This is a genomic window from Halomonas urumqiensis, from assembly GCF_003028575.1.
In the GTDB taxonomy this organism is placed as follows: domain Bacteria; phylum Pseudomonadota; class Gammaproteobacteria; order Pseudomonadales; family Halomonadaceae; genus Halomonas; species Halomonas urumqiensis.
This window is the reverse complement of record NZ_PYUD01000001.1, coordinates 1,132,116-1,152,564: the sequence shown is the minus strand read 5'-3', so window position 1 is coordinate 1,152,564 and position 20,449 is coordinate 1,132,116. Positions and strand designations below refer to the sequence as shown.

The window sequence follows — 20,449 nt, the reverse complement described above, 5'->3', positions numbered from 1 at the left end:
GCCCTAGCGGGCCGACAAGGAGACAAGGAGACAAGGATGAGCAAGATGTCATGGCAACCTCTAGTACTGACTGCCGCCACGCTGGCAATCGCTGTCACGGCCCAGGCCGCAGGCGTCAACGGCACCTTGGATGGCGACGCGCGCGAATGGCATGTGGTCACGCACAGTGAAGGTTCGACGGCGAACTTCAGCGAAATCGCCCCGGGCATGTTCTCGATCACCATCCAGGCCCACCGGGAACCGCGCTATGCACTGGAGGGCACCTTGAGCATCGACTTCATGGTCATGAACGGCCAGCCGATGGATGCAAGCGTCATGTACCTTCCGGAATCGAGCATGATGCCGCACTACGGCACCGAAGGTGAGACCGCCAACATTCAGTTCGAAACACTGGAAATCGAAGGTGACACGGCCCGTCTCAAGGGCAATGTCGAAACGACACTGCTCTATCTGGCTTCCATCAGCGAGGGCCATGACCCCGACGACACCCTCGATGTCGCCGTGGAATTCGATGTCGAGGCCATTCGAGCAGACTGAACACAGTGCTCTGAAAAAACGATGATGACGCACTGGGGGATGACGTGCTTGAAAGAGAATCGATGGGCATCCGAAATGGAGGCGGCCCCGACAGCCACATCCCGGCACACGCGTCCACCACTACCGTTGCTCCCTTCCGGGCCTGGCGGGGTTTGCGGTTTAGCGTTGCGGGAGGACCGACGGGGCCACCACTGCACAGCGTGGGCGATATGCTCGAAACCCATACTGAACTCAGCGTTTTCAATGCGTTGCATAACAATGCATTGCCGAGTGCGAAGGCACTATACCAGCGCCACCGTTGGTCAGCAAGGCCGCTGTAGCACGGTACCCGGATGAAGCCGCAAGCGATGTCGTGTATGGTAGGTGAATACCCACTTCCTTTCGTAACGCTCTCTCGCGTCAGGGAGTTTCACTCATTGCCTACATCTGGAGGCGTACCATGAAGAAGGATCCGAACAAGGGCTATATCGCTCTGCTGGGCTGGAGCCTGAATGCCATCGAAGCTGCCGAGAACTTCGATCGACGCTACGTAGTGGTCGCCCCGGAATGGGCGGAAGAGTATTGCCAGAAGCACGATATCCCCTACGTGCCGTGGAACTTCGAGCGCCTCAATGACCGCTCCATGGAGATCGCCGAGACCCTGCGTGACATGGGAGTGGACGTGTCGATTCCATTGTTCGAGGAAACCGTGGAGTGGGCTGGTGCCATCAACTCGGTGCTGCTCGACAACCCGCGACTCTACGGGCAATCACTGCTGCTGCGTGACAAGGCGCTGATGAAGCGGCGTGCGCAGCTTGGCGGGATCCGCGTGGGTATCTTCGAGGAAGCCCATGACAAGGAAGATGTGGTGCGCTTCCTCAAGCGGGTCAACCAGACCCTGCTCAAGCTCGACGGCGACCCCAACGACCCGATCCACCTCAAGGCCTTCGACAAGGCTGGCTGCCTTGGCCACCGGGTGATCCGCACCCCCGACGAGGTCGATACCATTCCCGACGAGGAATTCCCGGTGCTGATGGAATCGCACCTGGATGGGTGGGAGTTCGCCGTGGAGGCCTGGATCCACAACGGCAAGATCGCCTTCCTGAATATCTCCGAATACGTGACCCTCGGCTACTCGGTATTCGTGCCTGCCTCTCCGGAGCTCGAGCACTACAGGAAGCAGATCACCGCGCAGATCGAGAAACTGATCAAGACATTCGATATCGAATTCGGCCTGATTCACCCGGAATACTTCGTCACCAGTGATGGCGAAATGTACTTCGGCGAGGTGGCCTATCGTCCACCGGGCTTCAAGGTCTTCGAACTGCTCGAGCGCGTCTATGGCTTCAACGCCTACCAGGCGTCCATTCTGGTATTCGATCCCAAGACGACTTCTGAGGAAGTCAGCGCCTTCTTCCCCAAGGAAGTGGTCGATGCCGATGGTTTCGCCGGTTGTTTCGGCGTCTATCCCCGCCGCCGCGTGGTCAGCAAGCTGGAGATCCCGGAAGAGGTCGAGGACGACCCGTACTTCGAGTCCCACGAACTGACGCCGCCGCTCGAGGAAACCGTGACCAAACGCACCGCCTTCGGCACCCACTGGGGGCTGATCTACTTCAAGGGCGATGAGGCGGCGCGCATGAAGGAACTGCTCAAGCATATGGAAGAGCTTGATTTCTATGTCTAATACAGGCGTCATAAAGAACGTGACAGCTTGAAGACAAGGAGTCTGCGTGACGACGCCACGTGACACGACAAGCAGTAATGATGCGCCGGCAGCCAGCGACAAGCTCGCTGGCCTGCTCAAGAAACTCGATGACGCCATCAACCTGCTCTACGACGCACGCGACTTCGCCAAGCCGGGCAAGCTGCCGAGGGTGCTGGATACTGCCCGGCGAGTGTTGATGCAGGAAGGTGGTTGTGCCGCGCTAGACGAGCGCAGCCAACGCCTTGAGGATGCGGGTGTGTTTCTCGGTTCCGACTGGGCCACACCGCAATACCTGGTTCCCTCCCTGACCACCCATGCGCTGAAGAGCGCCGACCCCAACACCGTGGTCATTGAAGCGCTCAGCGAGCTTAGGCTCGTCGCCGTGGCCAAGGGTGATTACCCGCACGCCTTGATCTCGGCGGAGCAGGCCCATCACTACCTGACCCAGGTGATGGCTCTGAACCTGTGGTTGCTGTTTGGCGCACCAAGCGAAGCCGAGCGCGAAACCCAAGGCCGCCTGGCGCAGGTGCCCCGCCACCTGTTCCGCCATCTGGCCGAACGTATCGGGTATGAACACATCATCGACCGCCTCATCGACGAGATCTGGCGGATTCTGCAGCAGCGGCCCATCCAGGTGGAGCCGGTGAAACAGATGATCACTCAGATCGCCATCTGCCAGGCCAACCCCGAGATCGACCTGGGCGCCAGCGGCCAGGGAGCCGACCGCCTGGTCAGCTCGCTGTTCGGGCCTACCCGAGCTTGCCGAGAAGATCCTGGCATCGTGGTATACCGGGAACGACTCTCGAGCATGGATTCGGCCGCACTGCAGGGTGAGGCCACAGGCTTTGCCCGCGCCATGCACGATACCGGGCTGGTATCGGCCTACCATCCGGTACTGCTGCGTCATCTGCTCGATCACAGTGATCACCTGCTGGCCGAGGCCCTGGGACTCTCTTCCACAGGGCGTGATTGCCTGCTGTGCTATCGCGAACTGGTGTCCGCGCTGATTCGCGGCGGTGTCCATCCGGCGACCCCCCAGGCCGTCTATGGCCTGTCGCTGATGCTCGAGCGTGGCATCCTCTACCAGCCGCCTGTCGCACCAGCCATGTGGCGCCAACTGGGGCTGACGCTATCGGAATGGTCAGAGGCACGACTCAACCTGGCCTTCGGGGAAGCCATATCTCCGCGCGCGCGCCTGCTGGAAGGGGTGATGTGCATGCTCGGCCAACCACTGGGCGTCGGCCAGGGCAACAACCCCACCTGCCAATCGGCAAGGGCGCTGTCGATGTGGGCCTACAACGACCCCGACTATCTTCTACAGATGGTTGCCTGGGCGGCACGCGATGACGAAATCATCATGCATTTCGAGGGTCAGCCGATCTCTTCCATGGAGAGCATCGGCGGCGTGGCACAAAGCCTACCCATGGATCTCGACCCGGTCTCACTGATCGTGGTGCCCCACCTCGACCGCATCTACGCCGAGATGGGGCGGCGCTGTGTCGATCGTGAAGGCGACCCGCACCGCTGGGTCAATCCAGAGTTTCATGGCTGGTGGTCGGGACGCGGATTTCGCATCAATGTCGATGTGGCCAGCGGCCAGCTCGATGATCTGGATGATTTCCTGCGCCACTTCTATGCCAGTTATCATCCGTACTACAACGGCAACCAGCCGCTGATTCACCCGCAGCCGGCGGGCATCGCCGTCACCGACAGCGCGGCGCGCTTCATTGGCTGGCATGCCATCACCGTGCTACGGGTCTCTCTTGACCCCTCGGATGTCATGCGGGTGTACTTCTACAACCCCAACAACGACAGCGGCCAGGATTGGGGCGAGGAGGTAAAGGTGAGTACCGCCGGCAACGGTGAACGCTCGGGCGAGGCCTCCCTGCCCTTCGAGCAGTTCGCGTCACGACTCTATATCTTCCATTACGATCCGCTGGAGCGTGGGGAGCTTGCCGAGATCACCCAGGAAGAGCTCGACCGTGTCACCGGCTATATCCATCGCAGCTGGGGGGCAGACCGCGTTCCCCCCACCGACCTGCAAGCCGATCAAGGACTTTAGCGCTTCATTCAGCCCCCCTGACCACACCTTTGCGTTTCGACCTGCGCCCGCATCCACTGACGTGGAGTGGGCGCTTCCCGTTTCGGCAACGCGTCTGCATGACTCACGCTCACCCGCCGCCATGACGGCGGATCAACCAGCCTGCCCAGAACGGCGCGAACACCATCAGCGTGACCATCCGCAACAGATGATGAAATGCCACGAACACCGGATCGAGATCCAGCGCCACGGCCAGGATCGCCATCTCGCCGATGCCCCCTGGCGCCAGCGCAAGCAGCGCGACATCGCGCGGCACCCCGAGTAGCTGATGAATCAGTTCGGCGAATACGCCGAGCACCACGAGCGCCAGCAACGTCGCCACCGCCGCCTCGAAGACATAACGTCCAAAGCGCGCACGGGAAAGTCCCTTGAAGCGTGAACCGATGGCGCTACCCAGCACCCACAACATCAGGTTCAGCCCCCAGTCCGGCAGTTGAAAGGTGGCAACGCCACTCGCGGATAGCAGGGCCGCAAAAGCCAGCGGTGCCAGAAGCGAGGGACTCGGCAGGCGCATCCAGCGCCCCACGGGCAATAACAGTGGGATGGCCAACAACATCCACAAGTGGGCCGGCGGCACTTGCAGGGAATCGAGACCGGAGTCGGCACCTCCTTCCCATAGCCAGAACAGTGGTGGCAACCACAACACCACCAGAATGATGCGCAGCGACTGGGCAATGGCAATGCGCTGGGGGTCGCCACCGCCCTTCTCGCCCATCAGGATCATCGCGGTCATGGCACCTGGGGCCGATGCGAACCAGGCACTGATCGAGTCGAAACCACAACGCCGATACCACGCGGCGGCGGCAGCGGTGGACAACGCCACGCCAATCAGCAGCAAGGCGGCGGACACCGGCCAGTCAAGCATCCGCTCGGCCAATTGTGGTGTCACTTGGCTGCCAAGCACCAATCCCAGCACCCCGAGAAACAGCTCACGCAGTGGCTCTGGCACGCGTACATCCACGCCTCGCGCCGAGACAATCAGGTTGGCGACCAGCGGGCCGAGCATCCAGGCAAGCGGCAAGCCAGTCAGCTGAAAGATCAGCCCCCCCAGTGCGCCTATACCGAGCGACCTGGCAAGCGCCTTGCCTTGAATCCGCTTCACTCCCCTGCCCCTTGATTAACCCGCTAACAATGTTCCCATTATCCCACACCCGGTGAGGATGGAAAGCGAGATACGCCCGGCACCGGTATACTGGCACCCGATAAAGCAGTCGCCATCCTCGTTCTCCACGTTACCGGAAGCCCGATGCCTCGCCTCGACCAGTTGCTCGTCACCCAAGGTCTGGCCCGTTCGCGCACTCGCGCGCAGCGCCTGATTCGCCATCAACGCGTGCGGCTGGCCGAGGATGGCCGGGTTCTGACCAAGCCGGGGGAGAAGTGGCCCGAGGAGGCGCATTTCCGCGTGGAGGAAGACCCTGAGGAGCGCTATGTCTCACGTGCCGGACTCAAGCTGGAAGCGCTGCTCCAGGCACTCTCGTTGACCCTCGATCGATCGTTGGTGCTGGATGTCGGGCAATCCACTGGCGGATTCACCGACTGCGCCCTGTGTTTCGGCGCCCGTCACGTGATCGGCGTGGAAGTCGGCCATGGCCAACTCGACCAGACCCTGCGCGAGGACCCTCGAGTGACGTGCCTGGAAGGGCTGAATGCCCGGGCACTGGCAAACGATCCAAGGCTTCATGCGGCGCTTGCCGAGCAGGGAGCCACGGGGCCGGATGTCGCGGTGATGGATGTCTCGTTCATTTCCCAGACCCTGATCCTGCCACAGTTGGCCTCGCTGCTGGCCGCCGGTGGGCAACTTGCCAGCCTCGTCAAACCGCAGTTCGAAGTCGGCCCTGACGGCGTCAATTCACGCGGGCTGGTGACTGACCCCAGCCGCCATGCCGACGTGGAAGCGCGTATTCGCGACTGCTGCGCGTCACATGGACTGAGAATCCTGCACTGGCAGGAGAGCCCGCTGCTTGGCGGTGACGGCAACCGGGAGTTCCTGCTGCATGCGGTGCGCGGGTGAAGCCTTGAGATTGAATGGCTGTCATTGATAGAAAGACCGGTCTTCATCGTCGGTCAGCGTGGAGTCCGACAGGCGCCTAGCGCCCGTCGCCATCGGCTGAGCCGCCAGCGTCGACATCACCGGGATCTCCGCGACTACCCGGTGGCGGGTAGTGCGGAGCGGTCACCTGGTCGCCATGGGCAAGCGCGTTGGGCGCCACGCTCTGCACCTTGCGATCCGCGCTCCCTGGGCGATGTAGCCAGACATCCAACTGGTTGAAGGCGATATCGAGGCCATGTTGCTCGAACAACTCGCCGACCCGGCAGTTGATCTCGTCGGTGGCAAACAGCCGATCCCCAAGCGAATTGACGAAGATGCGCAGTTCGAAATCCAGCGTGCTGTCAGCATAGTTCATGAAGAACACCTGAGGTTCCGGGTCGGCCAGCACCCTGGGATTCTCGTCAGCAGCCTGGCGAAGCAGGCGATGCACCATCCGGTGATCCGACCCATACGCCACGCCAAAGGTCAGCACGACTCGCGTCACCGTATCCGACAGCGACCAGTTGATCAGTTGGTCGGTGACGAAGGTCTTGTTGGGAATGATGATCTCCTTGCGGTCGAAATCGGTGACCGTGGTGGCACGAATACGGATCTTGCTGACAGTACCGGTGAGGTTGCCGAGGGTGACGGTATCGCCGATGCGCACCGGGCGTTCGAACAGGATGATCAGTCCTGAAACGAAGTTCGCGAATATCTCCTGCAAGCCGAAGCCAAGCCCGACGCCCAATGCCGCCACCAGCCACTGCAGCTTGTCCCAGGACACGCCAAGAGTGCCAAGGGACGCCACCAGGCCAGTGCCGATGATGGTGTAGGAAAGCAGCGAGGTAATGGCGTAAGCACTGCCTTGCTTGAGCTCCAGGCGGGACAGCACCATCACCTCGAGCAGCCCAGGCAGGTTGCGCGCCATTATCAGGGTGAGCACGAAGATCAGCAGGCCCATGAAGATATCGGCCACCGACAGGGTGTCGGCAACCAGGTCGCCCTCTGCTCCCTCGGGAGCCTCCCAGATGGCCACCTGGTCGAGATAGCCAAGCAGTGCAAGCAGGTCCGCCCATACAAGATACAAAAGCACCACGAAGCCGATCATCAGAATCAGCTTGGAGAGCCTTAGTGACTGCTGGTTGATCTGATCCATCTCGAGCGGCGGCTCCTCGACCACCTCGGGACCCCCTTCGGCGCCGTCTTGCACGTGGGCACGACGCCTTGCCAGCGCCCGCTTGAAGGCCAGTCGCCGAGCCGCCACGGCAAGTCCTCGCACCACCGCCGCCTCGACCAGTATCCAGCCCCCCAGCAGGTAGAGCGTGATGACGAAACGCGCCACCAGACTGAGTGCCGTGTATTCGTAGCCGGCAACGATCAGGCCAATCAGCCCCAGCGGCACCATCGCCATCGCCAGGCCAAATATCAGCCGAAACAACTTCACCCCAAAATACGGGGTATGCGCAAGGATAAGGCGTACCAGCACCACACTCAGGCTGATCAGGCCGCACACCAACAACGCGAGTGCCACTGGGCGTTGGCTGAGACCAAGCTCGGCATCTCGAGCAAGGGTGGCAATCAACAGTACCGGTACAAGCGCCACACCGAGCCACAGCAACAGCCAGCGCAGTCTGGCCACGTACCCCGCTGGCCAATAGAAGTGCTGGGCGGCCACACCATCGGCAACCAGCAGCCGACGCGCCAGGGCAATCACCGCCCATGCCAGGGCGAGTTGCATCAGGGCAAGTCCCAAGGCATGTGCAACGCCTGTCCCTCCCGCCACCAACACGCCCCCCAGGGCGACCAGAGCCAACGGCCCGGGTAGCGCCAGCAAGGCATTGAGGGCAACCGCAAGGGGCGTGTGCTTCTGGCTGTCACTGTGCAAACGGCCAATTTGTTCATGCAGGCTGGCGAGCCGTGCCTTGATGCGCGAGCGACACCACACCAACCCGGCCACGACAAGAAGGATGGGCACCCCGACCAAGGCGCCGGCATCCGGCACCCGCCAGTGAACCGGCAGAACGTCCCGCCACTCCCCTTCGCGCCATTCCAGCAACAGGTTGGCTGGCAACTGGCGAACCCAGGCCAGATCGAGAGGGCGAGTGTTGGCAATCCAGAACAGCTGTTCATCGATGGTCGCACGCAATTCGCCTGCCGTAGCAAGCAGTTGCTGCTGATTCAGCTGTAGTTCAATGGCAGTTGACAACAGCGTGCCATAGGCTTGCTCGAGCTGGTCGACCAGCTCGCGCCGTGACTGAAAGAGACGCAACAGGGAATCAACGAGTTGCTCGCTACTGTCGATGCCGGCTTCTTCGAGCCGCTGGTCGGCCAGCCGCTCGCTCTCGCGCAGCTGGTCACGCTGACGCACCAGGTCAAACTGACGCAAGCGCAGGTCGGCGATCTCGTCCTTGAGATCGCGCCGGGACACCACCTGTGGCAACGAACGTCGCTGCTCTCGGAGAATTCGTGACAGCAGCAGGCTGCCACGGATGGCATTGATCTGCTCGTTGAGACTGCGCTGCAACTGGCGCACCTGATCAAGCTGGCTTCTGACCTGCAAGCCCTCGCGCACCAGCACATTGCTGCGATCATTGATCTGCAAGAGCTCGAGGCTGAGCTCCTGATTCCTCTCCTGAGCACGCTGCACCACCGGGTGTCCCGCCTGGATCATCGGGTCGTCGCGGGCCGCATCGGCAATCGCCTGCTCCGAAGCGATTCGCCGCTTGCGCTCGATCACGCTCTGCAGCATCCCAAGCTCATTTTCCTGGCGCTCGATCTGCTGGGTCAGCAGGTCTCGGCGCTGCTGGTTGAGCTCTCGCATCCGCGTGTTGGTGGCAAGTTCGCGTTGATGATACAGCAGAGTCTGATCGGCAAGGCGCCGCTCTACCTGTAACTGCCACACTCGAGGGTTGTCACTATCGTCCTCACCACCGCTCTCGTTGAGATCACGCCGCAGGCGCTCCGCTTCCTGCATGGCATTGGCGATCTCTTGCTGGGCCCGCTCTGGTAGAGTCTGGGCCGAGAGTAATTGCGCATTGACCTCCGCCAGACGATCCTGCAGACGCTGCAGCTCCTGTACCGCTTGCTGTTGGCGTTCCTCGAGTTCTTCGAGTGGCAGGTCATCGAGCCCCGTCGAGGAGAGGTCGGCGGTCTGGGACGCTTCCTCGCTAAGTTCCCGCTTGAGGCGAAGTAACTCCGCGGGTGCACTGTCGACCCGTTCATTCAACGCGGTGAGTCGCTCCTCCATCTCGGACAGCTGCTCAAGCCCCTCACGTGTCGCCTCCAGTGTTTCGATCTGACGCGTCTGTTCGCGGCTGGGAGTCTCGCCCTCTTCCGGCTGCAACTCCGCCAGGCGCTGTTCCACACGATCAGCGTCAGGCAACGACTCCTGTCCCCTTGACTCCTGCCCTTCGGCGATTCCCCCAGCGACAATCAGCAGCACGGCCAGACAAGCCAATAGCCACTTCACGCCCTGACCGGGCAAGCCGCCATCGCAACAGGAAGTCTCGCTGCCTTTCATCAAAGATTACACTCGCTTTTTAGGGTTGATCGCGGGCTGGGTGAAACACCGAAACCTTGGCGAGGCCCGTCAATGTGCCAATTCTCGACGCATGACCGTAACAAGGCAACGACTCTCATAACGAAGTCGCCGGCACATGCCCCGACTGGACAGTTGACTTGCCCAACCGGCATGGTAGAACGGCGTCTTCCTTTCGTTGACTTCCCCAGGATAGCGACATGACCTCGTTGATTCGATCCGCTTCACTCGTCGCCACTGGCATGCTCCTTCTGGGTAGCGTCAGCACAAGCATGGCAGCCGACGATACCGCCACCGTTCGCGCCAATATCGAGTCGCGGATGCAGGATCTGAACCAGGAGCTCTCCGTGCTGCGCGAGCAGCTCGAGCGCCTTCCAGACGACAATGACGAACCCCTGGAACCCGAGGATGTCGCCGCCATCGAGGCCGTGGAGCGTCGCCAGCTCGAACTCGAGTCACGCCGAAACCCCTTTGCCATCACCACCTTCAGGCGCAACTATCTGTTGCCGGTGAGCTACAACACAAGCCCCAACCGAGAGGCGTTCGGTGACATCTCGTCATCGAATGGACCCGATGACGTCGAATTGAAGTTCCAGTTCAGCGCCAAGGTGAACCTGGCCGAAGGCCTGTTCGGTGATTATGGCGATCTCTATTTCGCCTATACCCAGCGTAGCTGGTGGCAGGCCTACAATACCGAGAGCTCCTCGCCCTTTCGCGAGACCAATTACGAACCCGAGCTGTTCATGAATTTCGACAATGGCTGGCGGGGCCTCGGCTGGACCAACGTTCGCAACCGTGTGGCGCTCAATCATCAGTCCAATGGGCGCTCCGACCCGCTGTCGCGTAGCTGGAATCGCGTCTACCTGGAAAGCATGTTCCAGCGCGGTGACTGGGGCTTCAGCCTGGCGCCCCACTGGCGGATACCCGAGTCACAAAGCGAGGACGACAACCCGGATATCGAGCGCTACATGGGCTATGGCGACGTGACTTTGGCGCGCCGCTTCGGTGATCAGGAAGTCAGCCTGCTATGGCGTGGCAACCCAAGCGCCGGCAACATGGGGACCCAGATCGACTATTCCTGGCCGTTGTTCGACAGCGCAGTGCGTGCTCACGTACAGTATTACTACGGTTACGGCGAGAGTCTCATCGACTATGACCACCGCAGCCACCGGCTCAGTTTCGGTTTCAGCCTGAACCCGCTGTTCTCGGGCGGCAACATCGCCCGTTGATTCGAGCAATTGATACCCAGACTGCTATGCTGATCCTGTCATTCACCGTCAGAGGAAGACCCGATGGCAAATCGTGCCCCCCATACCCAGCAGTCCACCGAGCAACTCAAGCAGGATCTCAACCACCTGACCCAGACCATCGAAGAACTGGTCAACGCCACCGCTGATGACTCGCGCAGCAACATCAAGGAGATGCGTGAGCGCGCCGAGAAACGGCTCAAGGAAACCCGCGAGCGTCTCGAGTCCCGTGGTGAACGCCTCTACAGCGATGCGCGCGATTCGATCGGTCAACAGGCTGACGCCTGCGATCAGTACGTTCACGACAATCCCTGGAGCAGCATCGGCATCGCCGCTGGCGTCGGAATGGTCATCGGCATGTTGATCGGGCGGCGCTGATGTCGGCAAGCCAAGGACCGGCGGAACGCTTGTTCACGGCTGCCCGGAGATTGCTGGGCAGCCTGCTTGCCACCAGCGAGACGCGCTTGCGTCTCGCTGTTCTCGAACTCGAAGAGGAACGCGCGCGACTGGTCGGCATACTCATGCTGGCGGGTCTCTCGCTGATATTGCTGCTGCTCGGTATCGGCGTGTTGACCACCCTGGTCATCGTCACCTTCTGGGAGACACATCGCCTCACCGCCATCGCCATCAGTGCCGCTGTGCTGCTTTTCTCAGGCATCGCACTCGCCATTCTGGTGCTGCGCATGGCGCGAAAGCCGACGCTGCTGGCAAGTACCCTGAAGCACTTGGCGACCGACCGCGATCTGGTGGAACTGGAGCGCCGCCATGAGCACTGATCGACGCGTTCCCGCTGTCGCCGCAAGGGCGCAGCCCAGCCGTGCGCAACGCAAGCGGATGCTGGAAGAGCGCATCGAGCAGCAACGTGTCGATATACTGGTCGAAGCCAGCCACTGGCATGACGCCAGCCGCCCCATCGAAGATGGCTGGAAGACACTGATGCGCTTCAAGGGGCCGCTATATGCCATTGGCGGTTTCGTACTGCTGCGCAAGGCCCGCGGTGCTGGTTCGCTGATGCAGATCGCACGACGTCTCACCAGTGGCGTACTGCTGTTTCGCAACGTGCACCGTCTGCTACGTTGAGCCCGACGTTAAAACCGACGTTGAGCCCGACACCAGCCTGAACAATCACGCCAATACCTGATGCCCCGGGAACGGTTCGATGGTCGAGAGCCATGTCGGCACGCGTCCATCCTGATGAACGATGATCACGTAAAGCGTTCGCTCATGGGCCGACCAGTGCGCGCAGGCATCGCCCATCACCTCCAGGAAGGCCGCCATGGGAGCGGGTAACACCTCATTATCCAGGCCACTATCAGCACTCTCATCCACCAGCGGACAGAGGATGATACGCGGTTTATCATCGTTCCACGTCAGTTCCGTCATGCAGTCCCAGGCCGCGTCCCAGTTGTGTCCGAAGTGGTCAGGAAAGGCGAGCCCACTCGCCAGGGCATCGAGCAAGGCATCACGGCTGCCGCAAGATGCAGCGGGCAGTCGCTGGCAATGCACCTCCGGGGACAGCTCCAGGCCGCGAGCCAAGTTGGCTGGCGCTCGATAGACACCGCCGCCCTGCATCATCGCTCCTCCAGTATCACGAAAGACGCATAGTGATCATCGGTGTAATAGAAGATCTCCGGGGGGTTGCCGCCGGTGACGATACGCCGTGCTCCGCGGTGCGAAAGCCCGGGCGTCTCGACGGTGTATTCACGATAGTAACCCCGTGAGCGACTGGGCAACCGCCCTTCACGGTTGAAGAAGGTCGTATCATCCTGGGCGTGGGGATAGGGTCCACCACGCTCGATGAGCCGCAAGGTCTTCTCGATCTGCGCTCGTCCAGGCAAATCCTGTTGTTCGACGCTCTGCGGGCCGGTCCCAAGCAAACCCATGGGGTCATCGAAAAGCGTGACACCGCCCAGTGCCAGCAATGCAACCAGCAACAGTTTCTTCATTGGAATCACCGTCCGTCAGTCGTGGATAGCCACAGCGGCCTAGAGCGCGTTGCCACAGGCGACACCACTGGCCCATGCCCACTGAAAGTTGTATCCACCAAGCTCGCCGGTGACATCCAGTACTTCGCCAATGAAACGCAGCGCCGGCAGCCCCTCCACCGCAAAGCTCCTGGAGGAAATCGCGCGGGTATCGATGCCACCCATGGTCACCTCGGCAGTTCGCCAACCCTCGGTTCCGGCCGGCTTCACTCGCCACTCGCCCAGGCGTTGTGCCCAGGCCGAGAGTTCGGCATTGCTGCGCTCGGCGAGCACCCCATCGCCACCATGCCACTCGATCAGCGCCTGGGCGAGTCGCCTGGGCAAGCGCTCGCCAAGCCAAGTGGAGAGCTGTCGCTTGGGGGTGTCGCGGCGTGCGGCGCAAAGTGTCTCGTAAGTGTCCCGGCCTGGCAGCAGATCGATGGCCAGCTCATCACCCGGTTCCCAGACGCTCGAGATCTGCAGCATGGCCGGCCCCGAAAGCCCTCGATGGGTAAACAACATCGGCTCCCGGTACTCGCCACGCGGCTTGCCGGTGGCTCCCGAAAGCGATCGCACGGCCACGTCGCAAGCGACACCCGACAGCGCCTCGGCCCTGGCCTTCCATTGAGATGTCAGCGTGAACGGCACCAACGCCGGGCGCGTGTCGGTCACTGCAAGGCCGAACTGACGAGCGACATCATAACCAAAACCCGTAGCGCCCATGGTCGGGATCGACAGCCCTCCCGTGGCCACCACCACCGCTCCGGCATCGATCACGCCCATCGATGTCGACAACCGCATGCCCTCCCCCACGCGTTCGATGCGCGAGACGGACGTCTTCAGGCGTGTGGTGACACCTGCCCATTCGCATTCGGTAAGCAATAGGGCCAGCAGGTCCTTCGCTGAGTCGGCACAGAACAGCTGCCCCGGGGATTTCTCTACATATTCGAGTGCGTGACGTTCGACGAGGTCGACGAAATGTTCAGGGCGGTAGCGCTTTAGCGCCGAAATGCAGAAATGCGGGTTGGCCGAATAGAAATTGGCGGGACTGGTAGCCAGGTTGGTGAAATTGCAGCGCCCCCCGCCTGACATCAGAATCTTCTTGCCGGCCTTGTTGGCATGCTCGATCACCAGCACGCGCCTGCCGGCATAGCCAGCGGTTGATGCACACATCAGGCCCGCCGCCCCGGCACCGATGATCACCACGTCATAGGTCATGGGTGTGTCCCTCGCCGGATCGTCAAAGCGTGACCAAAGCCGCGCATTCTATCAGCCCGGCCGATGCGCGCCGAGCGTTGCCGGAACATTTCAAGCAATCACACCGACACAAGAAGCTTGCTGGTGTATAATTATTGTACATGGTTGCAGTTACCCGGAAATCGGGTGAGAGGTGTCAACAGGTTGTGAAATGTTGTCACACTCTTGGAGGGCGAAAATGGCTAGTGTTGGATAGCCGACGCTCATCGCACCGCCACACACCGCAGCAGGATCAACAAGTCCCCATGACACCATCGCGATTTACACTCTTCACACTGGCGCTGATCTTGATGATTCTGGCCGGGCCGGTTCTTGCTCAGGAGAGAGCCCAGGACAAAACCGCCGTGATCGGCGCGCGGGCGGCAATTGAATCCTGGTCCGATTCCCTGGAAGCACTTGGCACCCTGCACGCAGACGAGAGCATCACGCTGTCGGCCACCGTTACCGAGCTTGTGGCACAGATCAATTTTTCCGATGGCGAGGAAGTCGAAGCGGGTCAACTGCTGATTCGCCTCGAAGATGGCGAGGAGCAGGCCAACCTGCGTGTCGCCGAGGCCATGCGCGATGAACGCCGCGCGGTGGTCGCCCGGCTCGATCAGCTACAGAGCCGTAACCTGGCGCCGCGAGCCGACGTCGAGGACGCCAGGGCACAACTTCGTCAGGTCGAGGCCGAGATCCAGGCCCTCGAGGCTCGCCTGACCAATTACCGACTGCGAGCGCCTTTCGATGGCATGACAGGCTTTCGCACTGTCAGTGTCGGTAGCCTCGTCTCTCCCGGCACTGAGCTTGTCACGCTCGACAAGCTCGATGTCATGAAACTTGATTTTACCATCCCCGAGTCGGCGCTCGGCCAGGTCGCGCCTGGGCTGACACTGACAGCCACCAGCAAGGCCTTTCCCGACGAGCCCTTCCGCGGCGAAATCGCCACCATCGGGGCACGCGTCGATCCGGTCAGTCGCAGCGTGACCGTGCGCGCCCGGCTCGACAACCAGGACCTGCGTCTGCGCCCCGGCATGCTGTTGGAAGTCGTGGTCGACCGTGCGCCCCGCGAGACACTGGTGATTCCCGAGTCGGCGCTGATTCCCGAGGGCCAACGCCAATACGTGCTGGTGCTTGACGAGGGAGATGACTACCGGGTTGAGCGACGCCAGATCACTACCGGCGCCAGACGACAGGGTGAGGTCGAAGTCACGGAAGGTCTGGAGGTGGACGATCTTGTGGTGGCTCACGGAACCGAACGGGTACGAGAAGGCCAGTCGTCACGGTTGATAGGCATCGTCGATGACCAGACGAGCATCGCCGAACTGCTGAGGCAAGGCCGCGACGACGCGGAGACCGAAAGCTGATGCGTCTCTCCGATATCTCCGTACAGCGCCCGGTACTTGCTACGGTGTTGGCGGCACTGATCGTCGCCTTTGGCCTGCTGGCCTTGGAGCGTCTGCCATTGCAGGAATACCCATCCATCGATCCACCGGTAGTGAGTATCGACACCCGCTATCCCGGGGCGTCGGCCAGTGTGGTGGAAACCCGTATCACCCAGGTACTCGAGGACCGCATTTCCGGGGTCGCGGGCATCGAGGTGATATCGTCATCCAGCGAGGATGGGCGCTCCAGTATCAACGTCGAGTTCGGGCTTGAAATGGATATCGACGCCGCCGCCAACGACATCCGCGACCGCATTTCAGGCTCGCTCGATAACTTGCCTGAGGAAGCCGACCCGCCCGAGGTACAGAAGGCCGATTCCAGCTCCGACGTGATCCTGTGGCTGAGCCTCTCCGGCGACGATTACGACATGGCCGAGCTGACCGACTATGCCAACCGCTTCCTGGTGGATCGCTTCTCCGTGTTGCCGGGGGTATCGCAGGTGCGCATCGGGGGTGGGCGCGATTACGCCATGCGCGTTTGGCTGGATGCCAACGCACTGGCCGCTCGCAGCCTGACCGCGGGTGACGTGGAGGACACGCTGCGTGCCGAGAACGTCGAGCTTCCGGGCGGTGCGATCGAATCCCGGGAACGCCAGTTCATCGTCCGCCTGCCCCGCAGCTTCTCGACCCCGGAGGACTTTCGAAGGCTGGTGCTCGATGAAGGCAGCGATGGCTATCTGGTGCGCCTGGATGACGTGGCACGGGTGGAAATCGGTGCCGTCGAAGAGCGCACGATCTTCCGCGGCAACGGCGTGCCAATGGTCGGCCTTGGCATGATGAAGCAGTCCACCGCCAATGTGCTGGAGATTTCCGAGGGCGTGCAGGCCGAAATGGAGCAGCTCCAAGGCACCCTGCCGGAAGGCATGTCGCTCACCCTGAACTTCGATTCATCGGTGTTCGTCTCGGGTGCCATCTCCCAGGTGGTGCAGACGCTGTTCATCGCCATGGGCCTGGTGGTGGTAGCGATCTTCCTGTTCCTCGGCAACCTGCGTACCACGCTTATCCCAGCGGTCACGGTACCCATCGCGCTGATCGGCTCATTCGCGGCACTGGCGGTCATGGGCTTCAGCATCAACCTGCTGACCCTGCTGGCCCTGGTACTGGCCATTGGCTTGATCGTCGATGACGCCATCGTGGTGCTGGAGAACATTCATCGACGTATGCACGACCATGGCGAGACGCCGCTGGTGGCCGCCTTCAATGGCACGCGCCAGATCGCTTTCGCGGTCATTGCCACCACCCTGGTGCTCATCGCGGTGTTCGTGCCACTGAGCCTTCTGCAGGGCGACATTGGCCGGCTATTCTCGGAATTCGCGCTGACACTGGCCGCCGCGGTCGCCATCTCCAGTGTGCTGGCCTTGACGTTGACGCCGATGATGGCGTCCAAGATCTTGAAGAAGGACATGCACGATGGCCGCTTGGCGCAAGCCGTGCAGTGGGCACTGGAGCGTTCGCGGGCAGGTTATCGACGCGCTCTTGAAAAGGTCCTGCGCATGCGCCTGGTCGTCATTGCAGTGTTCCTTGCGATCATCGGCGGCATGGTCTGGCTCAACGGGGAAATTCCCAACGAGTACACTCCCCAGGAGGATCGTGGCAACTTCTTCGTGCTGGTCAACGGCCCTCCTGGTGCTACCTACAACTACATGCTCGACTATATGGATGAGATCGAGGCACGGCTCCTGCCGATGGTCGAGCAAGGCGAGGTCGAGCGTGTGGTGGTCAGGGCACCGCGTGGCTGGGGCAATATCGAGAACTTCAATGGCGGTTTCGTGATCGTCAATCTGGCCGACTGGGGGTCGCGCCGCGACGCCTGGACGATCATGGATGAGATTCGCCAAGAGGTCAGCGACCTGCCGGGAGTGCGGGCTTTCCCGGTGATGCGCCAGGGCTTCGGCCAACGCGTCGAAAAGCCGGTGCAGTTCGTGCTCGGCGGGGGGACGTATGAACAACTCGCCGAATGGCGCGATACGCTGATCGAGCACATTCGTGAGGATAATCCGCGCCTGACCGCCATCGAAAGCGACTACGAGGAGAATCAGCCACAGTTGCGCGTGGATATCGACTACACCCGCGCTGCCGCGCTTGGCGTCACCGTCACCGAAATCGGCCGAACCCTGGAGACCCTGCTGGGTGGACGCAGCGTGACGCGCTATGTGGACGACGGCGAAGAGTATGACGTGATTCTGGAAGGTGAATCCGGCGCGCGGCCAAGCCCCAGTTCGCTCGAGAGCCTCAGGGTGCGCTCCGAACGCAGCGGCGAACTGGTACCGCTGGGCGCGTTGGTGTCGATCAGCGACTTCGCCGGCCCCAGCACGCTCAATCGCTTCAACCGCATTCGCGCGATCACCCTGCAGGCTGACCTGGCCAGCGGCTATCCGCTGGGCGAGGCGCTCGAGTACCTGGAAGCCACGGTCGACGAGATCCTCCCGCCCGAGGCGCAGACCGACGTCAAGGGTGCCTCGCGGGATTACCAGGAAGCCAGTGGCGCCACGGTGTTCCTGCTCGGCCTGGGCATCCTGGTGGTGTTCCTGGTACTCGCTGGGCAGTTCGAGAGCTTCATTCACCCCTTCGTGATCATGCTGACCGTGCCATTGGCGATCTGTGGGGCGCTGCTCGGGCTCTATCTCACCGGCCAGTCGTTGAACATCTATAGCCAGGTGGGCCTGGTGATGCTGGTGGGGCTTGCCGCCAAGAACGGTATCCTGATCGTCGAATTCGCCAACCAGCTGCGTGATCAGGGCATGGCCTTCCATGATGCGCTGGTGGAAGCCTCGACCACGCGTCTGCGCCCGATCGTGATGACCGCCGTCACCACCATGGCAGGCGCGGTGCCGCTGATCGTCTCTAGTGGCGCCGGTGCCGAGACGCGCCTGGTAATCGGCACGGTGATCCTCTGTGGGCTGGCGGCCGCGACCCTGTTCACGCTGTTCGTGGTGCCGGTGGCCTACGACCTGCTGGCGCGCCACACCGGCTCACCGGGCGATGTAGCCAGGCGGCTCGAGAACGAAATGAACAGCCAGCCTTCCAGCTCATGACCCTGACAGCAGAAAGCCGCCAACTGGCGGCTTTCTGAACTTTCACGAGGGCTGAATCGATCAGCACTCGCCGATCCGCTGCCCATCAACCTCGGTGTGCATTTCCATGGCACCCATGGGCGAATCGACCAGAATCTGCACGGTGCCTTCGGTACGCTCGCCGAGGAAATCCATGCGACCGTCGATGTTTGCCTCGCCACCTTCGGCGCGACATACCATCTGATAGTCGACCCCATCGGCGGTCACGTTGTGTTCCAGCAACTCGCAGTCCTCTTCCACTTCAAGGAACTGGAAGTCGGCATCATCCAGGTCACCCTGGGCAATGCATTCCTGATGGGTATCGGTCTGATCCGGGATTGGCATCTCGCCCTGCACGGACGTCGTGCTGGTAAACTCCCACATCCCCGGTTCGATGTTGGGGGTCTCGGCGACAGCGACAAGCGGCAGCGCCAGCAGGGCGGCGGCCAGCAAGGAACGAAGCGGCATGGGTATTCTCCAGTGAATCAATGGGGCGCCTTCCTTCAGCGTAAGTCGCAGCTTACCCCAGTTGACGCCCGCTCCCAATGGCCTGGCGACTCTCATGATGGGTCGTGGCCACCGATCGTCATGTGTCACATCGCGAGAAGCTTGCCCAGGCAGCGCCTTTGCAAACGACTTTGCGTAAGGGTGTAATGATGCCTGCCCCTCACCGACTCACTACCACCCCATGCTGATGGAGCCTTAATGACGGATACGCCGCCCCCAGGACACGGGGATGGGAAACCCGACGCCAGCCACCGAATGGAACGCCTGGCCGCCGTACGCCCGAGATTGCTCTCCTTCGCCCGGATGCAGCTGCGCGACAACGCAATGGCCGAGGATGCGGTACAGGAGGCGCTGATGGCCGCCATCGAGAAGGATGACAGTTTTGCCGGGCGCTCGGGCTACGAGACCTGGGTGTTCGGCATCCTCAAGTACAAGATTCTGGACGGCTTGCGAGCCCAGAAACGCCAGGGGCGCTGGCAACCTCTTGAAGCGGAGCCGGACGATGACACGCTCGATCGTCTGTTCCAGCAGAGTGGCCACTGGCATCGCCACGAGCGCCCGGTGTCTTGGGGACAACCCGACGCCATCCTCGAAAGCGACCATTTCTGGCAGGTCTTCGACGCCTGCATGATCGCGCTGCCCGACAACGTGGCCAGGGTCTTCTCGCTGCGCGAGCTGATGGGGCTTTCCACCGAAGATATCTGCCGGGAGGTTGGCATCAAGGAGAACAACTGCTGGGTGATTCTCCATCGTGCCCGACTGCGCCTACGCACCTGCCTCGAGAAAGGCTGGCTGAAGGAGGAATAGGCATGAACAAGTGTCGTGAAGCAACGAAATTGATGTCGCTCAAACAGGACCGCTCGCTGACCTTTCAGGAACGCGTGTCCCTCAAACTGCATCTGATGATGTGCCACGCCTGCCGCCAATGCGACAAGCAGTTCACTCTGCTCCATGAGGTCGGTTCACGCTTCGAGGCTGATATCGAAAAAAGCACAGAAACCGACCATACACGCTAATCAAGATGGCGATACCCGCCGCCGATCAGTCCCCGGCGGCTTCGGCGGCATGATCGACTACCTTGACCAATGTCATCTCGCGGCTCTCCTGT

General features: G+C 61.6%; 18 protein-coding genes and 1 other RNA gene. 12 read left to right on the top strand and 7 right to left on the bottom strand.

Annotated features, from left to right (window positions below):
* The first annotated feature begins 36 nt into the window (after positions 1-36).
* The gene (locus C6V82_RS04940) at positions 37-537 is read left to right on the top strand and encodes a hypothetical protein (RefSeq protein WP_102588700.1); all 501 of its coding nucleotides are present in this window, start codon (positions 37-39) and stop codon (positions 535-537) included.
* Positions 538-622: 85 nt separating this feature from the next.
* Here C6V82_RS04940 and ffs read toward each other — a convergent pair.
* An RNA gene (gene ffs / locus C6V82_RS04935) (signal recognition particle sRNA small type) lies at positions 623-719 on the bottom strand.
* A 257-nt stretch (positions 720-976) separates the two neighbouring features.
* On the opposite strand from ffs, the gene C6V82_RS04930 reads away from it, so the two are divergent.
* Together C6V82_RS04930 and C6V82_RS04925 are read left to right on the top strand one after the other, a co-directional pair.
* Positions 977-2,200 carry an ATP-grasp domain-containing protein gene (locus tag C6V82_RS04930; protein ID WP_102588699.1) on the top strand — a complete coding sequence of 408 codons (1,224 nt, stop codon included), beginning with the start codon at positions 977-979 and terminating at the stop codon, positions 2,198-2,200.
* A gap of 46 nt (positions 2,201-2,246) precedes the next feature.
* Positions 2,247-4,283, top strand: a complete 2,037-nt coding sequence (locus C6V82_RS04925) for a hypothetical protein (protein ID WP_102588698.1) — start codon at positions 2,247-2,249, stop codon at positions 4,281-4,283.
* A 109-nt stretch (positions 4,284-4,392) separates the two neighbouring features.
* Here C6V82_RS04925 and C6V82_RS04920 read toward each other — a convergent pair whose 3' ends face one another.
* Positions 4,393-5,424: an AbrB family transcriptional regulator gene (locus C6V82_RS04920; RefSeq protein WP_102588697.1), complete on the bottom strand. Its 1,032-nt coding sequence runs from the start codon at positions 5,422-5,424 to the stop codon at positions 4,393-4,395.
* A 144-nt stretch (positions 5,425-5,568) separates the two neighbouring features.
* On the opposite strand from C6V82_RS04920, the gene C6V82_RS04915 reads away from it, so the two are divergent.
* Positions 5,569-6,333: a TlyA family RNA methyltransferase gene (locus C6V82_RS04915; RefSeq protein WP_102588696.1), complete on the top strand. Its 765-nt coding sequence runs from the start codon at positions 5,569-5,571 to the stop codon at positions 6,331-6,333.
* 76 nt (positions 6,334-6,409) lie between these two features.
* Here the strand turns inward: C6V82_RS04915 and mscK are convergent, their stop codons facing one another.
* The gene (mscK, locus tag C6V82_RS04910) at positions 6,410-9,871 is read right to left on the bottom strand and encodes a mechanosensitive channel MscK (protein WP_102588695.1); all 3,462 of its coding nucleotides are present in this window, start codon (positions 9,869-9,871) and stop codon (positions 6,410-6,412) included.
* 218 nt (positions 9,872-10,089) lie between these two features.
* Between mscK and C6V82_RS04905 the strand changes: the two genes are divergently transcribed.
* From C6V82_RS04905 to C6V82_RS04890, 4 genes are all read left to right on the top strand, one after another.
* Entirely contained in the window at positions 10,090-11,118 is a 1,029-nt protein-coding gene (locus tag C6V82_RS04905; RefSeq protein ID WP_102588694.1) for a phospholipase A, read from the top strand.
* 63 nt (positions 11,119-11,181) lie between these two features.
* Positions 11,182-11,514, top strand: a complete 333-nt coding sequence (locus C6V82_RS04900; RefSeq protein WP_102588693.1) for an ElaB/YgaM/YqjD family protein — start codon at positions 11,182-11,184, stop codon at positions 11,512-11,514.
* The gene (locus C6V82_RS04895; RefSeq protein ID WP_102588692.1) at positions 11,514-11,912 is read left to right on the top strand and encodes a phage holin family protein; all 399 of its coding nucleotides are present in this window, start codon (positions 11,514-11,516) and stop codon (positions 11,910-11,912) included. Before C6V82_RS04900 ends, C6V82_RS04895 begins: the two co-directional genes overlap by 1 nt.
* Entirely contained in the window at positions 11,902-12,216 is a 315-nt protein-coding gene (locus tag C6V82_RS04890) for a YqjK family protein (RefSeq protein ID WP_102588691.1), read from the top strand. Before C6V82_RS04895 ends, C6V82_RS04890 begins: the two co-directional genes overlap by 11 nt.
* 45 nt (positions 12,217-12,261) lie before the next feature.
* On the opposite strand, the gene C6V82_RS04885 is transcribed toward C6V82_RS04890, so the two are convergent.
* From C6V82_RS04885 to C6V82_RS04875, 3 genes are read right to left on the bottom strand one after another with little or no spacing between them, the layout of a single operon-like run.
* Positions 12,262-12,711, bottom strand: a complete 450-nt coding sequence (locus C6V82_RS04885; protein WP_102588690.1) for a barstar family protein — start codon at positions 12,709-12,711, stop codon at positions 12,262-12,264.
* Positions 12,708-13,082 (bottom strand): guanyl-specific ribonuclease, encoded by a 375-nt coding sequence (locus tag C6V82_RS04880; protein ID WP_102588689.1) that lies wholly within the window; start codon positions 13,080-13,082, stop codon positions 12,708-12,710. The genes C6V82_RS04885 and C6V82_RS04880 overlap by 4 nt, the downstream gene beginning before the upstream one ends.
* A 39-nt stretch (positions 13,083-13,121) precedes the next feature.
* Positions 13,122-14,318, bottom strand: coding sequence for a BaiN/RdsA family NAD(P)/FAD-dependent oxidoreductase (locus C6V82_RS04875; protein ID WP_102588688.1), 1,197 nt, complete (start codon positions 14,316-14,318; stop codon positions 13,122-13,124).
* A gap of 284 nt (positions 14,319-14,602) precedes the next feature.
* On the opposite strand from C6V82_RS04875, the gene C6V82_RS04870 reads away from it, so the two are divergent.
* Both C6V82_RS04870 and C6V82_RS04865 read left to right on the top strand, forming a co-directional pair.
* Positions 14,603-15,703 carry an efflux RND transporter periplasmic adaptor subunit gene (locus C6V82_RS04870; RefSeq protein ID WP_102588687.1) on the top strand — a complete coding sequence of 367 codons (1,101 nt, stop codon included), beginning with the start codon at positions 14,603-14,605 and terminating at the stop codon, positions 15,701-15,703.
* Positions 15,703-18,816, top strand: a complete 3,114-nt coding sequence (locus C6V82_RS04865) for an efflux RND transporter permease subunit (protein ID WP_102588686.1) — start codon at positions 15,703-15,705, stop codon at positions 18,814-18,816. Before C6V82_RS04870 ends, C6V82_RS04865 begins: the two co-directional genes overlap by 1 nt.
* A 60-nt stretch (positions 18,817-18,876) precedes the next feature.
* Here C6V82_RS04865 and C6V82_RS04860 read toward each other — a convergent pair whose 3' ends face one another.
* Positions 18,877-19,302: a DUF3617 domain-containing protein gene (locus C6V82_RS04860; protein WP_102588685.1), complete on the bottom strand. Its 426-nt coding sequence runs from the start codon at positions 19,300-19,302 to the stop codon at positions 18,877-18,879.
* Positions 19,303-19,539: 237 nt separating this feature from the next.
* Here C6V82_RS04860 and C6V82_RS04855 point away from each other — a divergent pair, with 237 nt between their 5' ends.
* Both C6V82_RS04855 and C6V82_RS04850 read left to right on the top strand, forming a co-directional pair.
* A complete protein-coding gene (locus C6V82_RS04855) occupies positions 19,540-20,148 on the top strand; it encodes a sigma-70 family RNA polymerase sigma factor (protein WP_229843034.1) in 609 nt (202 codons plus the stop codon).
* Between the two features lie 2 nt (positions 20,149-20,150).
* Positions 20,151-20,357, top strand: a complete 207-nt coding sequence (locus C6V82_RS04850) for a zf-HC2 domain-containing protein (RefSeq protein WP_102588683.1) — start codon at positions 20,151-20,153, stop codon at positions 20,355-20,357.
* The last annotated feature ends 92 nt before the right edge of the window (positions 20,358-20,449 follow it).